This window comes from Streptomyces sp. NPDC044064 (genome assembly GCF_056434245.1).
In genome coordinates this window covers 1-19155 of sequence record NZ_JBWKFN010000044.1, presented here as the reverse complement: position 1 = coordinate 19155, position 19155 = coordinate 1, and the positions used below count along the sequence as shown (strand labels likewise).

19 protein-coding genes are annotated in these 19155 nt (G+C 69.9%); 9 read left to right on the top strand and 10 right to left on the bottom strand.

What is annotated here, in order from left to right:
- Positions 1 to 206: 206 nt before the first annotated feature.
- The 5 genes from AC07DS_RS42455 (at position 207) to AC07DS_RS42435 (ending at position 4565) form a co-directional block, all read left to right on the top strand.
- Positions 207 to 641 carry a GntR family transcriptional regulator gene (locus tag AC07DS_RS42455; protein WP_479154083.1) on the top strand — a complete coding sequence of 145 codons (435 nt, stop codon included), beginning with the start codon at positions 207 to 209 and terminating at the stop codon, positions 639 to 641.
- Positions 638 to 1555 (top strand): ATP-binding cassette domain-containing protein, encoded by a 918-nt coding sequence (locus tag AC07DS_RS42450; protein WP_479154082.1) that lies wholly within the window; start codon positions 638 to 640, stop codon positions 1553 to 1555. The genes AC07DS_RS42455 and AC07DS_RS42450 overlap by 4 nt, the downstream gene beginning before the upstream one ends.
- Positions 1556 to 1590: 35 nt before the next feature.
- Positions 1591 to 2508 carry a transporter gene (locus tag AC07DS_RS42445; protein ID WP_479154081.1) on the top strand — a complete coding sequence of 306 codons (918 nt, stop codon included), beginning with the start codon at positions 1591 to 1593 and terminating at the stop codon, positions 2506 to 2508.
- Positions 2509 to 2596: 88 nt separating this feature from the next.
- Positions 2597 to 3757 carry an acyltransferase family protein gene (locus AC07DS_RS42440; protein WP_479154080.1) on the top strand — a complete coding sequence of 387 codons (1161 nt, stop codon included), beginning with the start codon at positions 2597 to 2599 and terminating at the stop codon, positions 3755 to 3757.
- 31 nt (positions 3758 to 3788) lie between these two features.
- Complete coding sequence (locus AC07DS_RS42435; protein ID WP_479154079.1) at positions 3789 to 4565, top strand: polysaccharide deacetylase family protein; 777 nt, start codon at positions 3789 to 3791, stop codon at positions 4563 to 4565.
- 64 nt (positions 4566 to 4629) lie between these two features.
- Here the strand turns inward: AC07DS_RS42435 and AC07DS_RS42430 are convergent, their stop codons facing one another.
- The 4 genes from AC07DS_RS42430 to AC07DS_RS42415 are packed head-to-tail and all read right to left on the bottom strand — an operon-like array spanning position 4630 to position 8752.
- Positions 4630 to 5904, bottom strand: a complete 1275-nt coding sequence (locus AC07DS_RS42430; RefSeq protein ID WP_479154078.1) for a COG4705 family protein — start codon at positions 5902 to 5904, stop codon at positions 4630 to 4632.
- A gap of 38 nt (positions 5905 to 5942) precedes the next feature.
- Positions 5943 to 7151 carry a sensor histidine kinase gene (locus tag AC07DS_RS42425; protein ID WP_479154077.1) on the bottom strand — a complete coding sequence of 403 codons (1209 nt, stop codon included), beginning with the start codon at positions 7149 to 7151 and terminating at the stop codon, positions 5943 to 5945.
- Positions 7152 to 7201: 50 nt separating this feature from the next.
- Positions 7202 to 7855: a response regulator transcription factor gene (locus AC07DS_RS42420; RefSeq protein WP_479154076.1), complete on the bottom strand. Its 654-nt coding sequence runs from the start codon at positions 7853 to 7855 to the stop codon at positions 7202 to 7204.
- 45 nt (positions 7856 to 7900) lie between these two features.
- The gene (locus AC07DS_RS42415; RefSeq protein ID WP_479154075.1) at positions 7901 to 8752 is read right to left on the bottom strand and encodes a COG4705 family protein; all 852 of its coding nucleotides are present in this window, start codon (positions 8750 to 8752) and stop codon (positions 7901 to 7903) included.
- 192 nt (positions 8753 to 8944) lie between these two features.
- Between AC07DS_RS42415 and AC07DS_RS42410 the strand changes: the two genes are divergently transcribed.
- On the top strand, positions 8945 to 9736 hold the full coding sequence (locus tag AC07DS_RS42410; protein ID WP_479154074.1) for a COG4705 family protein: 792 nt from the start codon (positions 8945 to 8947) through the stop codon (positions 9734 to 9736).
- A gap of 215 nt (positions 9737 to 9951) precedes the next feature.
- Here AC07DS_RS42410 and AC07DS_RS42405 read toward each other — a convergent pair whose 3' ends face one another.
- Together AC07DS_RS42405 and AC07DS_RS42400 are read right to left on the bottom strand one after the other, a co-directional pair.
- A complete protein-coding gene (locus AC07DS_RS42405) occupies positions 9952 to 11280 on the bottom strand; it encodes a class I SAM-dependent RNA methyltransferase (RefSeq protein WP_479154073.1) in 1329 nt (442 codons plus the stop codon).
- Positions 11281 to 11457: 177 nt separating this feature from the next.
- Positions 11458 to 13506: an APC family permease gene (locus AC07DS_RS42400; RefSeq protein WP_479154072.1), complete on the bottom strand. Its 2049-nt coding sequence runs from the start codon at positions 13504 to 13506 to the stop codon at positions 11458 to 11460.
- Positions 13507 to 13667: 161 nt separating this feature from the next.
- Between AC07DS_RS42400 and AC07DS_RS42395 the strand changes: the two genes are divergently transcribed.
- The 3 genes from AC07DS_RS42395 to AC07DS_RS42385 all read left to right on the top strand — a co-directional run bounded on the left by AC07DS_RS42395 (position 13668) and on the right by AC07DS_RS42385 (position 15272).
- Positions 13668 to 13805 (top strand): hypothetical protein, encoded by a 138-nt coding sequence (locus tag AC07DS_RS42395; protein WP_479154071.1) that lies wholly within the window; start codon positions 13668 to 13670, stop codon positions 13803 to 13805.
- A gap of 127 nt (positions 13806 to 13932) precedes the next feature.
- Positions 13933 to 14604, top strand: coding sequence for a potassium channel family protein (locus AC07DS_RS42390; RefSeq protein WP_145882901.1), 672 nt, complete (start codon positions 13933 to 13935; stop codon positions 14602 to 14604).
- On the top strand, positions 14604 to 15272 hold the full coding sequence (locus AC07DS_RS42385) for a potassium channel family protein (RefSeq protein ID WP_145882902.1): 669 nt from the start codon (positions 14604 to 14606) through the stop codon (positions 15270 to 15272). Before AC07DS_RS42390 ends, AC07DS_RS42385 begins: the two co-directional genes overlap by 1 nt.
- A 67-nt stretch (positions 15273 to 15339) precedes the next feature.
- On the opposite strand, the gene AC07DS_RS42380 is transcribed toward AC07DS_RS42385, so the two are convergent.
- From AC07DS_RS42380 to AC07DS_RS42365, 4 genes are all read right to left on the bottom strand, one after another.
- Positions 15340 to 16107 (bottom strand): DUF3159 domain-containing protein, encoded by a 768-nt coding sequence (locus AC07DS_RS42380; protein WP_479154070.1) that lies wholly within the window; start codon positions 16105 to 16107, stop codon positions 15340 to 15342.
- A 3-nt stretch (positions 16108 to 16110) separates the two neighbouring features.
- Positions 16111 to 16509 carry an OB-fold nucleic acid binding domain-containing protein gene (locus tag AC07DS_RS42375; RefSeq protein WP_479154069.1) on the bottom strand — a complete coding sequence of 133 codons (399 nt, stop codon included), beginning with the start codon at positions 16507 to 16509 and terminating at the stop codon, positions 16111 to 16113.
- Positions 16510 to 16552: 43 nt separating this feature from the next.
- A complete protein-coding gene (locus tag AC07DS_RS42370; protein WP_479154068.1) occupies positions 16553 to 17272 on the bottom strand; it encodes a response regulator in 720 nt (239 codons plus the stop codon).
- Positions 17266 to 19155 (bottom strand): ATP-binding protein (locus tag AC07DS_RS42365; RefSeq protein ID WP_479154067.1); only part of this gene is annotated, 1890 nt, incomplete at its 5' end. The genes AC07DS_RS42370 and AC07DS_RS42365, both read right to left, overlap by 7 nt.

Genomic DNA, 19155 nt, shown 5'->3' with positions numbered 1-19155 from the left:
CCGGTCATGGACAACGGAATCAGTCTCTGCTCGCCACCCTAACCAACAACGCGGCCGGGGCAGGCCGCTGTCGGAAAGTCCGCGGATCGCTCTTCCGCGCCGGAGCCGCGGAGCGCCGATCCCCAGGTGTTTGACATCGCCACCGGACATCCACCATGCTTCCATTAATTCATTAATACAAGCATGGTGGAATCTAGGAAGGCGACGTGATCGACTACCGGATCGACCGTGGCAGCGGCGTACCGGCCTACGTGCAGATCATCGAGCAGACCGAACGGGCGCTCCGGATGGGCACCCTGCAGGTCGGGGACAAGCTGCCCACGGCCAGGGAGGTGGTGGCGGCGACCGCCATCAACCCCAACACCGTGCTGCGGGCCTACCGCGACATGGAACAGGCCGGTCTGGTCGAACTGCGCCGTGGCCTCGGGACCTTCGTGACGCGGTCGCTCGCCCGGCCCGGATCGGAGGGCGACTCCCCGCTGCGCCAGGAGGTCACCGACTGGGTGGCCCGCGCGCGGGCCGCGGGGCTGGAGCGGGCCGATGTCCTCGCCCTGGTCACAGCGGTCCTGGACGCCTACGACAACGAGCAGAACAGCGGAATCCCGGGCGACCGGGACCGGAAGAAGGAGGAGGATGCATGACCGGGCCTGACGCGTCGGCCGCGCTGTGCGCCACGGGACTGGGATTCCGGTACCGCAGGCGGGGCGGCCGGGCTCTGCGGGACTGCGAGTTCACCGTGCCCGGCGGTCGTATCACCGCACTCGTCGGACGCAACGGCGCCGGCAAGAGCACTCTGCTGCACCTTGCCGGCGGCCTGCTGCGGCCCGGCTCCGGGGAACTTCGCGTGCTGGGCGCCGCACCCGGCACGCCGGAGGCTCGCGCCCGGGTCGCGCTGCTGACCCAGGACAAGCCGCTCTACCCCCGCTTCACCGTGGCCGACACCCTGCTGATGGGCGAGAAGCTGAACTCCTCGTGGTGCCGTACGACCGCCGAGCGGATCGTCCGCGCGGGCGGCATCCCGCTCCACGCCCGCGTCGGCGAACTGTCCCCCGGCCGGCGCACTCGCGTCGCACTCGCTCTGGCACTGGGCAAGCGACCCGAACTCCTGCTGCTCGACGAGCCGTTGGCCGACCTCGACCCCGTGGCACGAGGCGAGATCATGGCAGAACTGATGGCCGAGGCAGCCGAACGCGCCACGAACATCGTGCTGTCCTCGCACGTCCTGCCCGAACTCGAGGAGACCTGCGACTGGGTGCTGGTACTGCGGGACGGCCGAGTCGAGCTGAGCGAGGACGCCGAAACGTTGCGCGAAAGCCATGCCGTACTGACCGGACCCGCCGACCAGGCCGACACCCTGGCCGGACAGCACACCGTCGTGCGGAGCCGTACCGCCGGCAGACAACTGACCGCCCTGATACGGCGGCACGGACCGCCGCGCGGCGACTGGCACGTCGAACGGCCCGGACTGGAGGACGTCCTGATCGGCTACCTCCAGGCCGGTGAGCCGGGGCACCCCGCCACCGCGCTCGTCGAGCGGACGGAGGCGGCGGCGTGAAGGGCTCCCTCTGGCTCGCATGGAGACAGCAACGCGTGTCGGCCGCCATCGGCGCGGCCGCCCTGGTCGTCGCCGCGGCGATCGCCGCGTACTACCGCTCGGGCATGCTGGACGCCCTGCACAGCGGACTGTTCGACCACTGCGCCACCGGGCCGCTGTACTGCACACGGTCCGACACCGGCCTGCCCCTGCTGCTGGACGTCGAACCGCTGAAATACCTCGGGGCGCTGAACATCGCCCTGCCTGTCGTCATCGGCGTCTTCTGGGGCGCCCCGCTGCTGGGCCGCGACCGGGAACTGGGCACGCACCGCATGATCCTCGCCCAGGGAGTGAGCCGGGGCCAGTGGTTCACCTTCCGGTTCGCCCTGGCCGCGGCGATCACGACCGCCCTCTCCGGCCTGCTCGCCTCAGTGTTCGCCTGGTGGTGGCGACCGGCCGCCGACCGGAGCTACGGGCTGTTCTGGTACGACGCCACGGCCCTGAGCGGCTCGGGCCCCCGCGTCGTGGCGGCCGCCCTGTTCGGCCTGGCGGCCGGCACCCTGCTGGGCCTGCTGGCCCGCCGGGTACTGGCGGCGATGGGCCTGACCCTGCTGGTGACCGGGGCGGTGACACTCCTGCTGGAGTGGACGCACCGGGCGCGGGTGCTGGTCCCGCCGCACACCTACGTCAGCGCCGGCAGCATCCCCAAACCGGTGATGGGCGAGAAGTGGTCGACCGGCAACTACGGCCTGATCACCGCCTCGGGCCGCCACGACTCCGTGCTGAACTGCGCCTTCCCGTCCGGCGCCCAGCTCAGGGAGTGCATGGCGGCACACGGGTACGTCGCCCGGTTCTACGAGGCCAGCCCGGCCGGTGACTACTGGATCTTCCAGTGGACCGACACCGCCGTACTCGGCGGCCTCGCCGCGCTGCTCACGGTCGTCACCGTGCTGCTCCTGCGCCGCCGCGTCTGACCGCGGCGACCGCATCCGGCCACTTCACCCCCTCCCCTCCCCCTTTCATCCCCACCGGTATCACCTTTCGTACGGAGGTCGCTTCGCCATGCCCGCCGACGCCACGTCACCTGGGAGAAGCACCCGCACGGCCAGGCCCGCACGCCTGGCCGCGATGGACGGGCTCCGCCTGGTGGCAGCGGTCATGGTGGCCGCGTACCACTTCCTCGGGACACCCACCCCACACTTCTGGGGACGCACCGAACTCCGCGACCTCACGCCATTCCTGCACGAGATCAGCCGCTACGGCTGGCTCGGCGTCGAGTTCTTCTTCGCCATCAGCGGCTTCGTCATCTGCATGAGTTGCTGGGGCCGGACTCCCGCACAGTTCACCGTCTCCCGTGTCGCACGGCTCTTCCCGGCCTACTGGTGCACCGTCCTCCTCGTCGTCGCGCTCGTCCTTGTCTCACGGCTGGGCCACTGGCCCGCCGCCACCCGTGTCGACCCTCGTACCGTCCTCGGAAACCTGACGATGGCTCCGGGACCACTGGGAGTCGAACTGGTGGACGGAGTCGCCTGGACGCTCTGGGTGGAGGCCCGTTTCTACCTGCTGATGGCCGTGCTGCTCGTGTTCGGCCTGTCGTACCGGCGGGTGGTGACCTTCTGCGGAGCCTGGCTCCTGGCCGCTGTCATCGCCCTCGAACTCCACTCGCCCCTGCTCGACGAATTCGTACTGCCCCGGTACGCCGGCCTCTTCGTGGCCGGAATCGTCCTCTACCTCATGCACAGGTTCGGACAGAGCCTCCTGCTGTGGCTGCTGCTGGGGTTCGCGTGGTCCTACGAACTCACCGTGCTCGAACTCCGGGTGGCCGACCACGCCACCGTGCCCCCCGGCGAGAGCCGGCCCTCCTGGGCCGTGTGCGCGGCCGTGCTCACGGTCTGTCTCGGACTGCTGGCGCTGGCCGGTGGCAAAGGACCACTGGCGAGGCTGCGCCGACGCTGGCTGGTCACCGCGGGGGGACTCACCTACCCCTTCTACCTCGTCCACCAGAGCATCGGAATTCCCTTGGCCAAGGGCTTGCTCCGGGCCTTTCCAGGCCTGGGGCCGCTGCCTTCGATGGCGATGGCCGTCGTCTGCGCGCTGGGACTGTCCCTGCTCATCCACACAACGGTGGAGCGCCGTCTCGGACACCTGCTGAGGCATCGCCTGACGCTCGACATGCGGGCGCGGGACCTGGCCGCGAAGCCGGCTCCCGCCCGCACTCGATAACCCCGGAACTCCATCCGAAGAAAGGTCTCGCATGCGCTTCAGCACGCGCACAAGACGCTCACGCATACTCATCGCCGCCGTCACGACGGTGGCCGCCGCCCTGGCCGTCGCGCTGACTCTGGCCCTGACGGTCACGACCTACGATCACACCTCACCGCGCGCCGCCCGCGCCAAGGCGTCGGGATCGGTGGCTGGAACCGACTGCCGCAAGGCGAAGTGCGTGGCCCTCAGCTTCGACGGCGGCCCCAGCCCGACGACGCCCGAACTGCTGGACATCCTCAAACAGGACGGCCTGCACGCCACCTTCTTCGTGCAGGGCGAGGGCCACATCGCGAAGTACCCCGCCATCCTGCGCCGCATCGCTGCCGAGGGGCACGAGATCGGCGACCACACCTGGACTCACCCCAGGCTGACGGACCTCGCCGAGGCCGACGCCCGCCGGGAACTGACCCGGACACAGGACGCCATCGAGAGGATCACCGGCAGGAAGCCCGTCCTGATGCGTCCCCCGGAGGGCCGCACCAACCGCAAAGTGTCCAAGATCTGCCGGGAGTTGGGGCTGGCCCAGGTGCTGTGGAGCGTCACGGCCAAGGACTACGAGACGACCGACTCGGCGCTGATCACCCGGAGGGTGCTCGACCAGACGCACCGCGACGGCATCATCCTGCTGCACGACCTGCACAAAGGGACCGTGCCCGCCGTCCCGGGGATCATCAAGGCGCTCGAACAGCGCGGCTACACCATCGTCACCGTGTCGCAGCTGCTCGCCCCCGCCGAGCCGCAGCCGGGCATGGTCTACCGGCCCTGAGGAAGCACCGCGAGAGCGTGATCGGCGGCGGCCTCAGGGAAGTGGTCGCCGCCGATCGGGTCCGTCAGCGCATATCCGTGAGAAGGGTGTTGAGTTCAGCCTCCTGCCGGGCCGGCGACATCGGCGGGTTCGAGTGATCGATGCCGAAGGTCTTCAGGACCTGGTCCATCTGGGCGTCGATGAACGTCCAGCCGGTGTTGTCCAGCGGCTGCAACGACGCCTGGTCGGCATCCCAGAGGTCTCGCAGCGACTGGGCAGCCGCATGGGCGCCGGTCGCGTTCCCCGACCGTGCGTCCTTGAGCGAGGTCGAGGCGAGTGCCTTCAGTGCGTCGACCTTCTTGGACGGGAACTTCTTCACGGCCTGGCCAGGGGCGAGCTGAACGGTGGAGGTGGCGTCCTCCTCCGGCGCCGGGCCGACGTGCGGCCGGCTGTGCGCCCAGACCAGCAGACCCCCGGTGGCGACGGCGAGGAGGGCGAAGCACGCCAGCGCGCTGCGCTCCCTGTGGGGGTTGGCGCTGATCTGCGGGGTGTGCGTGGCGTCGTAGGTCTCGGTCACGTCGGAGCGCGTCACCGTCAGGTAGATGACGGTCGCCAGGATCAGGCCGAGGAAGATCAGGCTGGTGGTGAAGGTGCCCAGCGCGAGGCCGGTCGGCTCGCCCGGCTGAGCGACCTTGGGGGAGGCGAGCCAGTCGCCGATGTTGGCGCCCAGCGGGCGGGTCAGGATGTAGGCGAGCCAGAAGGACAGCACCGGGTTCGCGCCGAACCTCCGCAGCAGCGCGATCGCCGCGATGAGGCCGAGCGGCAGCAGGACCGAGACGCCCGGGCTCCAGCCGGTGAGTTCGAGGGTCCAGTCGCCGGTCGCGGTGCCGAGCGCGAAGGTGACGAGAACGGTGAGCCAGTAGAACGACTCACGCGGCAGCGTGTTGACCGAGTGGATCGAGAGGGTGCGCTCGCGCAGCCACCACGCGCCGAAGACCACGGCGAGCAGGACCGAGAACACTGCGGAGCTGATCCACAGCGGCACGTTGAGCTGGTCGGTCAGGATGTCGGTGTACAGCGTGCCCGTGACACTGACGACGACCACGGTCAGCCAGTACGGGAACGGGACGTACCGCTTGAGCCGCAGCTGGACGCCCAGAACCACCACGAACACCGCGGTGAAGATCCAGGCCGTGTTCACCAGGCCGACGCCCAGCTTCATGTTGATCCAGTCGGCGAAGCTCTCACCGACGGTCGTGCACAGGATCTTGATCACCCAGAACCAGATGGTGACCTCGGGAACCTTGTTCAGCATCAGCCGCCCGCTGCGGTGCGTGCGGGCTTCGCTCGTCGTCGTCATGCGACGACGTTGGCTCGGCCAACCTGCACACAACCTGACTACGCGATCGCCTCCGGCGTGGGGAAGGTCACCTCGACACGACCGTGACCGTCCGCGATCGCACGGACTGCCACTCCCGCGGACGCGGCGAGACGCCTTACCACGGCCAGCCCCAACCCGTGCCCGTCGCCGCTGGTCACACCCGCTTCGAAGACCCGATCAACCTCTGCCGGATCGAACCCCGGGCCGTCGTCGAGGACATCGATCACGACCCCCTGGGGCTGGATGCTCCCCGTGACCCAGACGCGCGAACTCGCATGCCGCAGTCCGTTCTCCAGCAGGGGTGACAACAGAGCCACGACGAGTTCGCCCGCCACGGCGACGTCGACGTCGGTCGGGATGGCGAGTTCGATGGAGCGACCGGCGATCGCCTGTCGCGCCGCCGCCCTGAGATCGCAGCGGGTACCGCCATCGATCCGTGTCCGGGCGGTACTCAGAATCGTCGTGATCGCCGTGCTCAGGCGGTCGACCTCGGTCAGCACGGACTCCGGTGCCACATGGTGACCGGAGAGTTGCGCCAACTGTGCCTCGCCCCGCAGTGCCGTCAGGGGCGTCCGCAACTCGTGGGCGATCTCATCGGTGAGCCGGCGCTCGTCCGCGAGCGCGTTGTCCACGCGGTCGAGCAGGCGATCGAGAGTTCGCCCGAGTTCCCCGAATTCATCGCGCGGAACGCCGAGGTTGAATCGGTGCCCGGGTTCGTGATCGCCCCAGTCGTCGGCAAGGGCGGCCATTTCGTGGACCACCCGCAACGCACGACCCACCACGAGGTGTGCGACGACGCCGGCGAGCAGGATCGCGATACCACCCAACATGAGCGACATCGTCAGGCTGCGCTGCTCCGACGTCTCGTACGGCGTCAGATCCACCCTCACGACCGCCATGACGTGGTGGCCTTCGAGCCGGATCGGCTGGGCAAACAGAAGGTGACTGCCGACCGTGGTCGTTTGGGACTGCCCGGAGCCGACGAGCGCCTCGACGCGGTCGACGACGCCGGGCGGCACGATCCCGTCGATGAGGTGCCCGTCGGCATACACCCACGAGACCGTGTCCAGCGCTTCGTTGCTGCTCTCGATCAGCACGACGTGGCCACCGCGTACGGTCACGTTCGCCGCCACCGACTCCGCACGCGTATGCGCCAGAGCGTTCGCGTCGGCGTCGGTCACCTGGCTCAGCAACACGTGTGAGACCACCACCAGCACCGCGACCACCGCTGTCGCGATCAGAACCGCAAGCGCGACGACCCTCCCGCGGAAACCCCTCACTCCCATCGATAGCCCACCCCGCGGACCGTCGCCAGGCGATCGGCCACGCCCAGCACACCGAGTTTGGTCCGTAGTCGGCGAACGTAGGAGTCGAGGGTGTTGTCGCTGACCTGCGCGCCGTGCGGCCAACCGGCGGCAACGAGGGCGTGGCGGCGTACGGCGTCGCCCTGCGAGGCGATGAGCCTGCCCAGCAACCGGAACTCGGTCGGCGTCAGGCTCTCGCTCGTCGAACCGTAGATCACGACATGTTTCGCCGGATCGAGAACGACGCCACTCGGTGGGGTCGTCGCGGTTGTTCTGCGCAGCAGGGCACGGACCCTCACCAGCAACTCCGGGATGTCGAACGGTTTCGTCATGTAGTCGTCGGCTCCCGCCTCGAAGCCGCCCACCTTGTGGTGCATGCCATCCAGAGCGGTGAGCATCAGCACCGGGGCATCGACGCCACGTGCCCGCAGCGCCAAGCAGACATCGCGGCCGTCGGCGTCCGGGAGCCCCAGATCCAGGACGACCAGGTGAGGGACCGGCTCAAGATTTCGCAGCAGGCTGTCCGCCGTAGCAGCGACCGCGATCGTATGGCCGTCGTGCTCGAGTGCGCGCTTGAGGACGTCCCGCACCGCCGCGTCGTCTTCGCACACCATAATAAAAGCCACACGCCGACCCTAGGTATTACCGCGAGAGTTCTCCATTCCCCCTGGTCAGCGCCCTGGCAGTCCGCGAGCGCGCAGGTATCCGCGGTCTGAGCCGCGGAGGTCCCGGCGGGTGGCGGACAGGTGGACGAACAGTGCGAGGACGACCGCCAGGAACAGGGCGCTGGTCACGACGGTGCCCAGGCCGAGGCCGCCGTCGCCGGTGGGCAGGGAGAGGTAGTCGCTGATGGAAGCGCCGAGGGGGCGGGTGAGGATGTAGGCGATCCAGAAGCTCCACACCGCGTCCAGATCCAATGCGAAGTGCGCGATGGCCACCGCGGCGATGACCGCAGCGAGCAGCACGGCGGACAGCCAGTGCCCAAGGTCCAGGCGCTCGGACACCAGGTCACCGGCCGCGGTGCCCAGGGCGAACGCGAAGAGCAGTGCGAGCCAGTAGAAGGACTCGCGGCCGGCGGTGTCGATGTGGTGGATGGCCAGCGACCGCTCGCGCAGGTACCAGACCACGAACACGACCGCGAGGACGATCGCGAGGACGGCGGTGGTGGTCTCCGGCGGGGCACCCATGTTGTCGGTGAGGTTGTCGCTGATCAGCGTGCCGACGACGCTGATCAGTGTCACGGCGAGCCAGTACACGCCCGCCCGGTAGGCACTCGTGCGGAACTGGCCCACCAGCACGCCGGCCAGCAGGGCACTCATCAGCACCGAGACACCGGTCAGCCCCAGACCTGCCTTCTCGTTGAGCAGGTCGGCCGCGGTCTCGCCGACCGTCGTGCACAGGATCTTGATGACCCAGAAGTAGACGGTGAGCTCGGGCACCTTGTTCCAGCCCGGGCGATGACCCGAAGAGGCTGTCCGGCCGGCCTCCGGAACCACCTGGCTCTCAGACGTTTCATAGGTCATGCCGCCCGACCGTGGCACCCCGATCCTGAACATATCCTGACTGCCGCCGCGCATCGCCCGCCTCGCCGCGCAGGTCGGACAGGCCGTGTGGGCGACGGTCCAGGACGGCAGGACCCGAGGCGATCGTCCACCGGTTGGAGGCGCCCCGGCCGTTCAGGTCGCGTTCAGGCTCGGCGTGCCATCGTGCGGATCATGACCGCAATGCACGCCCTCGACGACCGCCCCCGCACCCCCGTACGCCGGTTGGCGAACAAGGTGCCGGAGGTGACCGTCTACTTCTGGATCATCAAGGTCCTCACCACCGGTATGGGCGAGACGGCATCGGACCTCCTGGCCCGGACTCTCGGCCCGGTACCGGCAGTCGCGCTCGGCGGCCTCGCTCTGGCAGCCTCCCTGGCCGTCCAGTTCGCCCTGCGCCGGTACGTCGCCTGGGCCTATTGGACCGCTGTCGTCATGGTCAGCGTGTTCGGCACCATGGCCGCAGACGTCCTGCACGTCGGCCTCGGCGTGCCTTACGCGGCGTCGACGCCGGCCTTCCTCGTCGTCCTGGCCGCGGTCTTCACGCTCTGGTACGCCGGCGAGCGGACCCTCTCCGTCCACACCATCCAGACCCGTCGCCGCGAAGCGTTCTACTGGGCGGCCGTACTCGCCACCTTCGCCCTGGGCACCGCCGCGGGCGACCTCACCGCCACCGCCGGCCTCGGCTACCTGGGCTCGGTCGCCCTGTTCGCGGCGGTCATCTGCGCACCCGCCCTGGCGCATCGCTTCGGCGCGCTGAACGCGGTCACCGCCTTCTGGACCGCCTACGTCGTCACCCGCCCCCTCGGCGCCTCCCTCGCCGACTGGATGGCCCTCGGCCACACCCGCGGCGGCCTCGGCCTCGGCCTGGCTCCGGTCACTCTGGCGTGGACGGTGGCGATCGTCGGATTCGTCGGCTACCTGGCCGTCTCCCATCGCGACCGGGGCGCCCACGCCGCGATCTGAACGCGACACCGTCGCGAACCGCCGCCGACCCGACAGCCGCAGGGCGTGTACGGCAACGCCTGTGGCCAGACGGTCCGGCCGACCACCGCCCGCTCGGCATCGGCGGTGATCGCACCTCCGTTCGTCCCGAGGCCCAGCCGTAGGGAACAGGAATCAGCTGTCGCCGGTTCCCCACAGCTGCCCCGGCTGCCGACCGAAGCGCGACCCCCGTAAGGTCAGGATCCCTTCGTGGCCGGTTCGAGGATCGCGACACACTCCACGTGATGCGTCATCGGAAACAGGTCGAACGCGCGCAGGGTCCGCACCCGGTATCCGCCGTCCCGGAAGTACGCCAGATCGCGAGCCAGCGCAGCGGGATCGCAGGCGACGTAGGCGATGCGGCGGGCGCCGAGGGAGGAGAGGTGTTCGACCGTCTTGCGGCCGGCGCCGGCGCGGGGCGGGTCGAGGACGACGAGATCGACCTCGGTGATGCCGGTACGCGGGAGGACCGACTCGACCTTGCCCTGTTCGATGCGGACACGGGGGAAGTCGGCGAGGTTGTGGCGGGCGTCCTCGACGGCGCGCTTGCCGGACTCGATACCGAGGACCGCGCCCTTCTCGCCGAGACGGTCGGCGAGGGCGCCGGCGAAGAGGCCGACGCCGCAGTACAGGTCGAGGGCCATCTCGCCCTTGCGCGGCAGCAGACCCTGCATGACTGCCTTCACCAGGGTGTCGGCGGCCTTCGGGTGGACCTGCCAGAAACCGCCGCTGCCGACGCGGTAGGTGCGGTCGTCGGCGCGCTCACGCACGAACGCGCGGCCGTGGACCCGGTGGATGCCGCCGTCCTTCTCGTCGACGCGCATGACGGAGACGGGCCGGTCGAGCTCGACGAGCGGCAGCCGGGCGCCGGGGCGGGGCTCCAGGATCACCATGCGGTCCTGGGAACCCGTCGCGGCGATCGCGTCGACGGACGCCATGCCGGCCCAGTCCCGGTCCTCGATGCCGAGTTCGGTGACACCGGGCGCGGCGATCATGCAGTGATCGATCGGTTCGACCTCGTGCGAGCGGTGACGGCGCAGTCCGGCGTTGCCGTCGGCGTCGACCGCGTACTGCACGCGCGTCCGCCACTGCGGGACCTGACCCGCCGGGAGCTTGTCGCCCTCGGCCGGCATCACGGTGCCGTCCCAGCCCGCCTCCTCGGGCGTGAGGCCCGCGAGCCGCTGGAGCTGCTCGGCGATCACCTCGCCCTTCAGCCGGCGCTGGGCGCCCGGCTTGGCGTGCTGCCAGTCGCAGCCGCCGCAGCGGCCGGGGCCGGCGAAGGGGCAGGGAGCCTCGACGCGGTCCTTGGAGGCCTCCAGGATCTCGACGGCGTCGGCCCGCAGGAAGCGTGCGCCCTCCTCGCCCTCGGTCACCCGGGCCACCACGCGCTCGCCGGGCAGCGCGTGCCGGACGAACAGCACCTGGCCCTCGGCGGTACGGGCGATGCAGTGGCCGCCGTGGGCGACGGGGCCGATCTCGACCTCGTAGTCCTCGCCCACCAGAGACTTGGTCGGTTCTGCCTGCATGGTGGGGTGACTCCAGATCGGAAGGGAAATCGGGAAGGGACGTCGGGAACGGCGCTTCGGGAAGGAAACGGAAGCGGCCGCAGCCGGTGGGCCTGACAACAGCCCACCAGTCTACGGCCTTCCCTGCACGCCTCGGACCTGGACGCCCGAGACCTGCATGCCTCAGGCCTGCATGCCTCAGTCCTTGGCCGCGGACTCCTTCGGCCGCTCCGTCGCCGGACCACGCCGCACCGCACCCGGCGCGTTCCACTCCTGCCGCTTGCGGGCACGGAGCTTGGCCGCCTCGGAGGAGGCCAGCTGGTAGGGGACGGAGGTCACCATCACGCCGGGCGTGAACAGCAGGCGGCCCTTCAGGCGCAGGGCGCTCTGGTTGTGCAGCAGGTGCTCGTACCAGTGGCCGACCACGTACTCGGGGATGATCACGGAGACCGCGTCACGCGGGGACTCCTTGCGCAGGCCCTTGACGTACTCGATGATCGGCCGCGTGATCTCGCGGTACGGCGAGTCGAGGACCTTCAGCGGTACGTCGATGCCGCGCCGCTCCCACTCCTCCTGCAGCGCCTTGGTCTCCGCCGGGTCGACGTTGACGGTGAGCGCCTCCAGGGTGTCCGAGCGCATCAGCTTGGCGTAGGCCATGGCACGCAGGGTGGGGCGGTGGATCTTGGAGATGAGGACGACCGAGTGGACACGGGAGGGGCGGACACTGTCGTCGCTGGGGCCCTCGGGGGCCGCGATCTCGTCGGCGACCCGGTCGTAGTGCTTCCGGATCGCGGTCATCGTCGCGTAGAAGATGCACATGCCGAGCAGGGCCACCCAGGCACCGTGCGTGAACTTCGTGACCAGGACGACGACCAGCACCAGGCCGGTGAAGAAGGCGCCGAACGTGTTGATCGCGCGGGAACGGACCATGTGACGGCGCTTGGCCTGGTCGCGCTCCGTCGCCAGGTGGCGGTTCCAGTGCCTGACCATGCCGGTCTGGCTGAGCGTGAAGGACACGAACACACCGACGATGTACAGCTGGATCAGGCGCGTGGAGTCGGCGCCGTAGATGACCGTGAGCAGGGCCGCCGCGCCGGCGAGCAGCACGATGCCGTTGGAGAAGGCGAGACGGTCGCCGCGGGTGTGCAGCTGGCGCGGCAGGTAGCGGTCCTGGGCGAGGATCGAGCCGAGCAGCGGGAAGCCGTTGTACGCCGTGTTGGCCGCCAGGAACAGGACCAGGGCGGTGGCCGCCGCGAGCACGATGAACAGGAAGCTGCCCTTGCCGAACACCGCCTCGGCGACCTGGGAGATCACCGGGTTCTGGACGTAGTGCGAGCCGAGCGCGACGCCGTTGTGGATCAGGTCGGTGGCCGGATTCTCGGCCATGCGGACCTTGGTCACCATGGCGAGGGCGATGATGCCGCAGAACATGGTCACGGCCAGCAGACCCATCATCGCCAGCGTGGTCGCCGCGTTCTTCGACTTGGGCTTGCGGAAGGCCGGGACGCCGTTGGAGATGGCCTCCACGCCGGTGAGCGCGGCACAGCCGGAGGAGAAGGCGCGCAGCAGCAGGAAGACGAGGGCGAAGCCCGCGAGGCCCTGGTGTTCGGCCTTGATGTGGTAGTCGGCGGTGGGCGCCCGCATGGTGTCGCCGAGGACCAGGCCCCGGAACGCACCCCACGCGACCATGATGAAGACGCCGCCGACGAAGACGTACGTCGGGATCGCGAAGAGCTTGCCCGACTCCTTCACGCCGCGCAGGTTCATCAGCGTCAGCAGGATGATCACGGCGACGGCGCAGAGCACCTTGTGCTGCACCACGAAGGGGACCGCCGAGCCGAGGTTCTCGATTCCGGAGGCGATCGAGACGGCGACGGTCAGGACGTAGTCGACGAGGAGCGCGCTCGCGACGGTGAGGCCTGCCCTGGGGCCGAGGTTGGTGGTGGCGACCTCGTAGTCACCGCCGCCGCTCGGGTAGGCGTGGACGTTCTGCCGGTACGAGGCGACGACCGTGAACATCAGCACGACGACCGCGACCGCGATCCAGGGGCTGAAGTGGTAGGCCGACACGCCCGCGATGGACAGGACCAGCAGGACCTCCCCCGGCGCGTAGGCGACGGAGGACAGCGGGTCGGAGGCGAAGACGGGGAGTGCGATGCGCTTCGGCAGGAGCGTTTCGCCCAGCCGGTCACTGCGCAGTGCGCGCCCGATCAGGATCCGTTTGGGCACGTCGGTCAGTTTGGACACGACAGAGGATGGTAGGCCTTCGAACACGCAGCCGCCCACCCGGCATCCCGGTTCTGCCTCATGAGTGAAATCACGGGCGCACGGAACTGCGGATTCCGTGGTTCGTACACCCTCCGTGTCTAGATGGCAGACCCCGCCTGTCATCGCACTTCGGAGGTCCCATGCCCGCGACTGCAGAGCTGATCGGGGCCACGGTCGCCCTGGCCGGCCTCGGAATCCTGACCCTGTTCAGCGTGCGCAGCATCACTCGCCGCCAGCCACCCGCAGGTGAGCGGCGTGCGAGGGACGTCATCGGGTGATCACAAACAGTGATCGCGGGAAACCGCGGCACAGGGGTGCCCGGCCCGAACCACTCGTGTGTAGCTTTGGGCGTCGGTCTGAGACCCTGATGCTGAGCAGTAACTTTTGGACACCGGAAGGACGGTCGTGCACATCGTCATCATGGGCTGCGGGAGAGTGGGATCCGCTCTTGCCCAGACCCTGGAGCAACAGGGACACACGGTCGCCGTGATCGACCAGGACCCCACCGCCTTCCGCCGGCTGGGCCCCGGGTTCGGTGGCCGCCGGGTCACCGGGGTCGGCTTCGACCAGGACACCCTGCGCGAGGCGGGCATCGAGGAGGCCGGCGCCTTCGCCGCCGTCTCCAGCGGCGACAACTCCAACATCATCTCCGCGCGCGTGGCCCGCGAGATGTTCGGTGTGGAGAACGTGGCCGCCCGTATCTACGACCCGCGCCGTGCCGAGGTCTACCAGCGCCTGGGCATCCCCACCGTGGCCACGGTCCGCTGGACGGCCGACCAGATGCTGCGCCGCCTGCTGCCCTCGGGTGCCGAGCCGCTGTGGCGCGACCCCACCGGCGGCGTGCAGCTCGCCGAGGTGCACGCCTCCCCGAAGTGGGTGGGCCACAAGATCAGCAAGCTGCAGGAGGAGACGGGCGTCCGCGTGGCGTTCCTGACCCGCCTGGGCGAGGCCATCCTGCCCACCTCTCAGACGGTGCTGCAGGAGGGCGACCTCGTCCACGTGATGATGCGGGCGGACGACGTCGACAAGGTCGAAGCGGCATTCGCCGCGGGCCCGGAAGAGGAGGGCGGTCACTGATGAGGGTCGCCATTGCCGGAGCCGGCGCCGTCGGCCGCTCGATCGCGGGCGAGCTGCTGGAGAACGGCCACGAGATCCTGCTCATCGACAAGGCACCGACCGCCATCTCGGTGGAGCGGGTGCCGCAGGCGGAGTGGCTGCTGGCCGACGCCTGTGAGATCACGTCGCTGGACGAGGCGGCGCTGCAGCGCTGCAACGTCGTGATCGCCGCGACGGGCGACGACAAGGTCAACCTGGTCGTCTCGCTGCTCGCGAAGACGGAGTACGGCGTTCCGCGCGTCGTCGCCCGGGTGAACAACCCCAAGAACGAGTGGCTGTTCAACGAGGCCTGGGGCGTCGACGTGGCCGTGTCCACGCCGCGCCTGATGTCCGCCCTGGTCGAGGAGGCGGTGAGCGTCGGCGACCTGGTCCGCCTGCTCCGCTTCAGCCACGGTGACGCCAACCTCGTCGAGCTGACCCTGCCGGAGGAGTCGGCCCTGGCCGGCACCCAGGTCGGCGACGTGGAGTGGCCGCAGGACACCTCCCTGGTCACGATCATCCGCGGCAACCGCGTTCTGACCCCGTCCAAGGAGGACTCCCTGGAGCCGGGCGACGAACTCCTCTTCGTGGCCGCGCAGGCCCGGGAGGAGCAGCTGGAGGAGCTGCTGTCGGTGCGGCGCGAGAGCTGAACCACGAGAAGGGGCGCCCTGGGTCTCCAGGGCGCCCCTTCTCGTCGTACGACGGCCGGTTGGCCGGCTACGCGTCCCGGCGGTGCCGTCCGCCGGTGGGCTCGCCGCCCTCGGCGGCCAGCGCGGCCTTGCGCTCCTTCTCGGCCTTCTCCTCCGCCTCCATCTCCGCGAACACGTCGATCGGCGCGGGTGCCTTCGCGAGGAAGACCCAGGTGAGCCAGACCGCCAGCAGGAACGGCGGGATCTTCAGGGCGACCAGCACCCAGCCGAGCTGGGCGGTGTTGGCCCACCAGTACAGCGGGAAGAGGATCGCGCACTTGGCCAGCAGGATCAGGCCCCAGGCCCAACTTGCCTTCGCGTAGGCCTTCTTGCGGCCGGGGTTGCGGGTGCGCCAGGAGAGGTTCTCCTTGAAGACCGGGCCGAGGATGAGACCGATCAGGGGGACACCGGCGAGGGTTGTGATGATGTAGGCCAGCGCCAGGCCCAGCGTGTAGAGCATGCCGGGGAGGTAGAAGTCCTTGGCGTTGCCCGTGAACATCGCGAACAGCACGCCGAAGGCCACGCCGAAGACACCGCTGAAGGCGTGCTTGACGGTGTCCTTGCGCACCAGCCGGACCACGACCAGCACCAGGGACACGGCCAGTGCGGCGATCGCCGCGATGTGCAGGTCCTTGTTGACCGTGAAGATCGCGACGAAGAGGAGACCGGGCACGACCGTCTCGACCATGCCTCGGACACCGCCGAACGCCTCGAACAGCGCGGCCTCGGTGACCGCGCGGGCATCGTCCGACCGAGTCTGTTCGGTGTCTTCGGTCGGCTTGTCGAGGGGCGTCACCGGCTACTCCCGTCCGAGGGGTCGCAGTTCGTATTTGGGGTTGAAGAGCACCCGGCGGCCCCGGCTCATGGAGATCCGGCCCGATGCGATCAGCTTGCGCCCCGGTTCTATGCCGACGATGGAGCGCCTGCCGAGCCACACCACGTCCAGCGCGGCCGAGCCGTCGAACAGCTCGGCCTCCAGGGCGGGGACCCCGGCGCGCGGCCGGAGGGTGACCGTGCGCAAGGTACCAGTTACGGTGACGATCTGGCGGTCCAGGCAGTCACCGATCCGGGTGCATCCCGTGGTCTCGGCGTCTTCCCGCAGCTCCTCGGACTCCAGGTCCTCCTGAGAGGTGGAGAGCCGGTCGAGCATCCGCCGGAACCGGCCGGCCGGCTTCTGGGAACGGGGAACAGCAGTCATGTCTGAAGCGTACCGGGGCCCACCGACACCGCCGTAGCGCAGCTCACTTCTCGAACCGGTACCCCATCCCGGGCTCCGTAATGAAGTGCTTCGGGTGCGACGGGTCCGTCTCCAGCTTCCTGCGCAGCTGGGCCATGTAGACGCGCAGGTAGTTGGTCTCCGTCCCGTACGACGGACCCCACACCTCCTGCAGCAGCTGCTTCTGGCTGACCAGGCGGCCGCTGTTGCGGACCAGTACCTCCAGCAGGTGCCACTCGGTCGGGGTGAGCCGGACGTCCTTGCCCGCGCGGTTGACCTTCTTCGCGGCCAGGTCGACGGTGAAGCCCTCGGTCTCCACGGTCGTCACGTCGTCCTCGCCCGGCCCGACCGGCTCGGCCCGGCGTACGGCGGCCCGCAGCCGGGCCAGCAGCTCGTCCATGCCGAAGGGCTTGGTGACGTAGTCGTCGGCGCCCGCGTCCAGCGCCTCGACCTTCTCGTCCGAGGAGTGGCGGGCGGACAGGACCAGGATCGGGACCCGGGTCCAGCCGCGCAGCCCCTTGATCACCTCGACGCCGTCCATGTCCGGCAGGCCCAGGTCGAGAACGACCACGTCGGGGTGGCGGGACGCGGCGAGTTCGAGGGCGGTCCTGCCGTCGGGAGCCGCGTCGACCTCGTACTTGCGCGCCTTGAGGTTGATCACGAGCGCACGCACGATCTGCGGCTCGTCCTCGACCACGAGCACCCTCGTGGGGGTCTGGGGGGTCCCCCCAGTGGGGCTCAGCATTGGGTCTGCCTCTCTGGTTCTGTGCTGGACTCCCCGACGGGGAGGGGCTCGGGACGCGATCCTGCCGCACGGAGGCAGAGCACCATCGTGAGCCCGCCGCCCGGCGTGTCCTCGGCGTTCAGGGTGCCGCCCATGGCCTCGGCGAAGCCGCGCGCGACCGCGAGGCCGAGGCCGACCCCGGCGCCGCGCGGGGCGTCGCCGTAGCGCTGGAAGGGCTCGAAGATACGGTCCTTCGCCTCGTCCGGGACCCCGGGCCCGCGGTCCACGACACGCACCTCGACGCGGTCGGCTATGGCGCTGGCGGACACCAGGACGCGCTGTCCCGGCGGGCTGTACTTGACGGCGTTCTCCACCAGGTTGGCCACGGACCGCTCCAGCAGGCCGGGGTCGACGGCGGCCATGGGCAGCGTCTCGGGGATGTCCAGCTCGACGCTGTCCTCGGGTACGCCGCCCAGCGCCATCGGGACCACCTCGTCCACATCGATCTCGCGGATGAGCGGGGTGACGGTGCCGGTCTGCAGCCGCGACATGTCGAGCAGGTTGCCCACGAGGTGGTCGAGCCGGTCGGCGCCCTCCTCGATGCCCTCCAGCAGCTCCGCCTGGTCCTCCTCGGACCAGGCCACGTCGTCGGAGCGCAGCGAGGAGACGGCGGCCTTGATCGCGGCGAGCGGGGTGCGCAGGTCGTGGCTGACGGCGGCCAGCAGGGCGGTGCGGATGCGGTTGCCCTCGGCGAGCGCCCTGGCCTGGTCGGCCTCCTCCTTCAGGCGCCGGCGGTCCAGCACCACGACGGCCTGCGCGGCGAACGCGGCGAGCACCCGGCGGTCCTCGGCGGGCAGCACGCGGCCGGTCAGGGCGAGCGCCATGTGGTCGCCGATCGGCATGTCGACATCGGCGTCCTCGGGCCGTTCCAGGGCGGGCCCGAATCCGGCGCTGCCCGCGCAGGTCCACGGCTCGACGTCGCTCTCGCGTTCCAGCAGGGCGGCCGACTCCATGCCGAAGGTCTCGCGGACCCGCTCCAGCAGCTCCTCCAGGCCCGTCTCACCACGCAGCACGTTGCCGGCGAGGAAGGAGAGGATCTCGGACTCCGCGCGCAGCCGGGCGGCCTGGTGGGTGCGCCGGGCGGCGAGGTCCACCACCGAGGCGACCGACACGGCGACCCCGAAGAAGATCGCGATGGCGACGATGTTCTTGGGGTCGGCGATGGTCAGCCGGTGCAGGGGCGGGGTGTAGAAGTAGTTCAGCAGCAGCGAGCCGAAGGCCGCCGAGGCCAGGGCGGGCAGCAGGCCGCCGAGCAGGGCCGCGGCGACGGTCAGGGCCAGGAACAGCAGCATGTCGTTGGCGAGGCCGAGGTCGACGGTGTTCAGCAGCACCGCCATGATCGCCGGGCCGGCCAGGCCCACCACCCAGCCCGAGATGATCCGGGTCCGGCCCAGCCGGGCACCCCGGGCGACGGGCAGTCCGCGGCCCTTGGCGACCTCCTCGTGGGTGACGATGTGGACGTCGAGGTCGGGGCCGGACTCCCGGGCGACCGTGGCGCCGACGCCGGGCCCGAGGACGTACTGCCAGGCTTTGCGGCGCGAGGAGCCGAGCACGATCTGGGTGGCGTTGACACCGCGCGCGAAGTCCAGCAGCGCGGCCGGTATGTCGTCGCCGACCACGTGGTGGAAGGTGCCGCCCAGATCCTCCACGAGGGTGCGCTGGACGGCGAGTTCCTTCGGGGAGGCCGAGGTCAGGCCGTCGCTGCGGGCTATGTAGACGGCCATGACCTCGCCGCCTGCGCCCTTCTCGGCCAGCCTGGCCGCGCGCCGGATCAGGGTGCGCCCCTCGGGGCCGCCGGTGAGGCCGACCACGATCCGCTCGCGCGAACCCCAGATGGCCGAGAC

Coding starts and splice junctions, on each gene's coding strand:
- AC07DS_RS42405 (WP_479154073.1), bottom strand. CDS start 11,280: ATGCAGGCAGAACCGACCAAGTCTCTGGTGGGCGAGGACTACGAGGTC.
- AC07DS_RS42415 (WP_479154075.1), bottom strand. CDS start 8,752: ATGACCTATGAAACGTCTGAGAGCCAGGTGGTTCCGGAGGCCGGCCGG.
- AC07DS_RS42410 (WP_479154074.1), top strand. CDS start 8,945: ATGACCGCAATGCACGCCCTCGACGACCGCCCCCGCACCCCCGTACGC.
- AC07DS_RS42435 (WP_479154079.1), top strand. CDS start 3,789: ATGCGCTTCAGCACGCGCACAAGACGCTCACGCATACTCATCGCCGCC.
- AC07DS_RS42375 (WP_479154069.1), bottom strand. CDS start 16,509: ATGACTGCTGTTCCCCGTTCCCAGAAGCCGGCCGGCCGGTTCCGGCGG.
- AC07DS_RS42395 (WP_479154071.1), top strand. CDS start 13,668: ATGCCCGCGACTGCAGAGCTGATCGGGGCCACGGTCGCCCTGGCCGGC.
- AC07DS_RS42440 (WP_479154080.1), top strand. CDS start 2,597: ATGCCCGCCGACGCCACGTCACCTGGGAGAAGCACCCGCACGGCCAGG.
- AC07DS_RS42450 (WP_479154082.1), top strand. CDS start 638: ATGACCGGGCCTGACGCGTCGGCCGCGCTGTGCGCCACGGGACTGGGA.
- AC07DS_RS42370 (WP_479154068.1), bottom strand. CDS start 17,272: ATGCTGAGCCCCACTGGGGGGACCCCCCAGACCCCCACGAGGGTGCTC.
- AC07DS_RS42430 (WP_479154078.1), bottom strand. CDS start 5,904: ATGACGACGACGAGCGAAGCCCGCACGCACCGCAGCGGGCGGCTGATG.
- AC07DS_RS42385 (WP_145882902.1), top strand. CDS start 14,604: ATGAGGGTCGCCATTGCCGGAGCCGGCGCCGTCGGCCGCTCGATCGCG.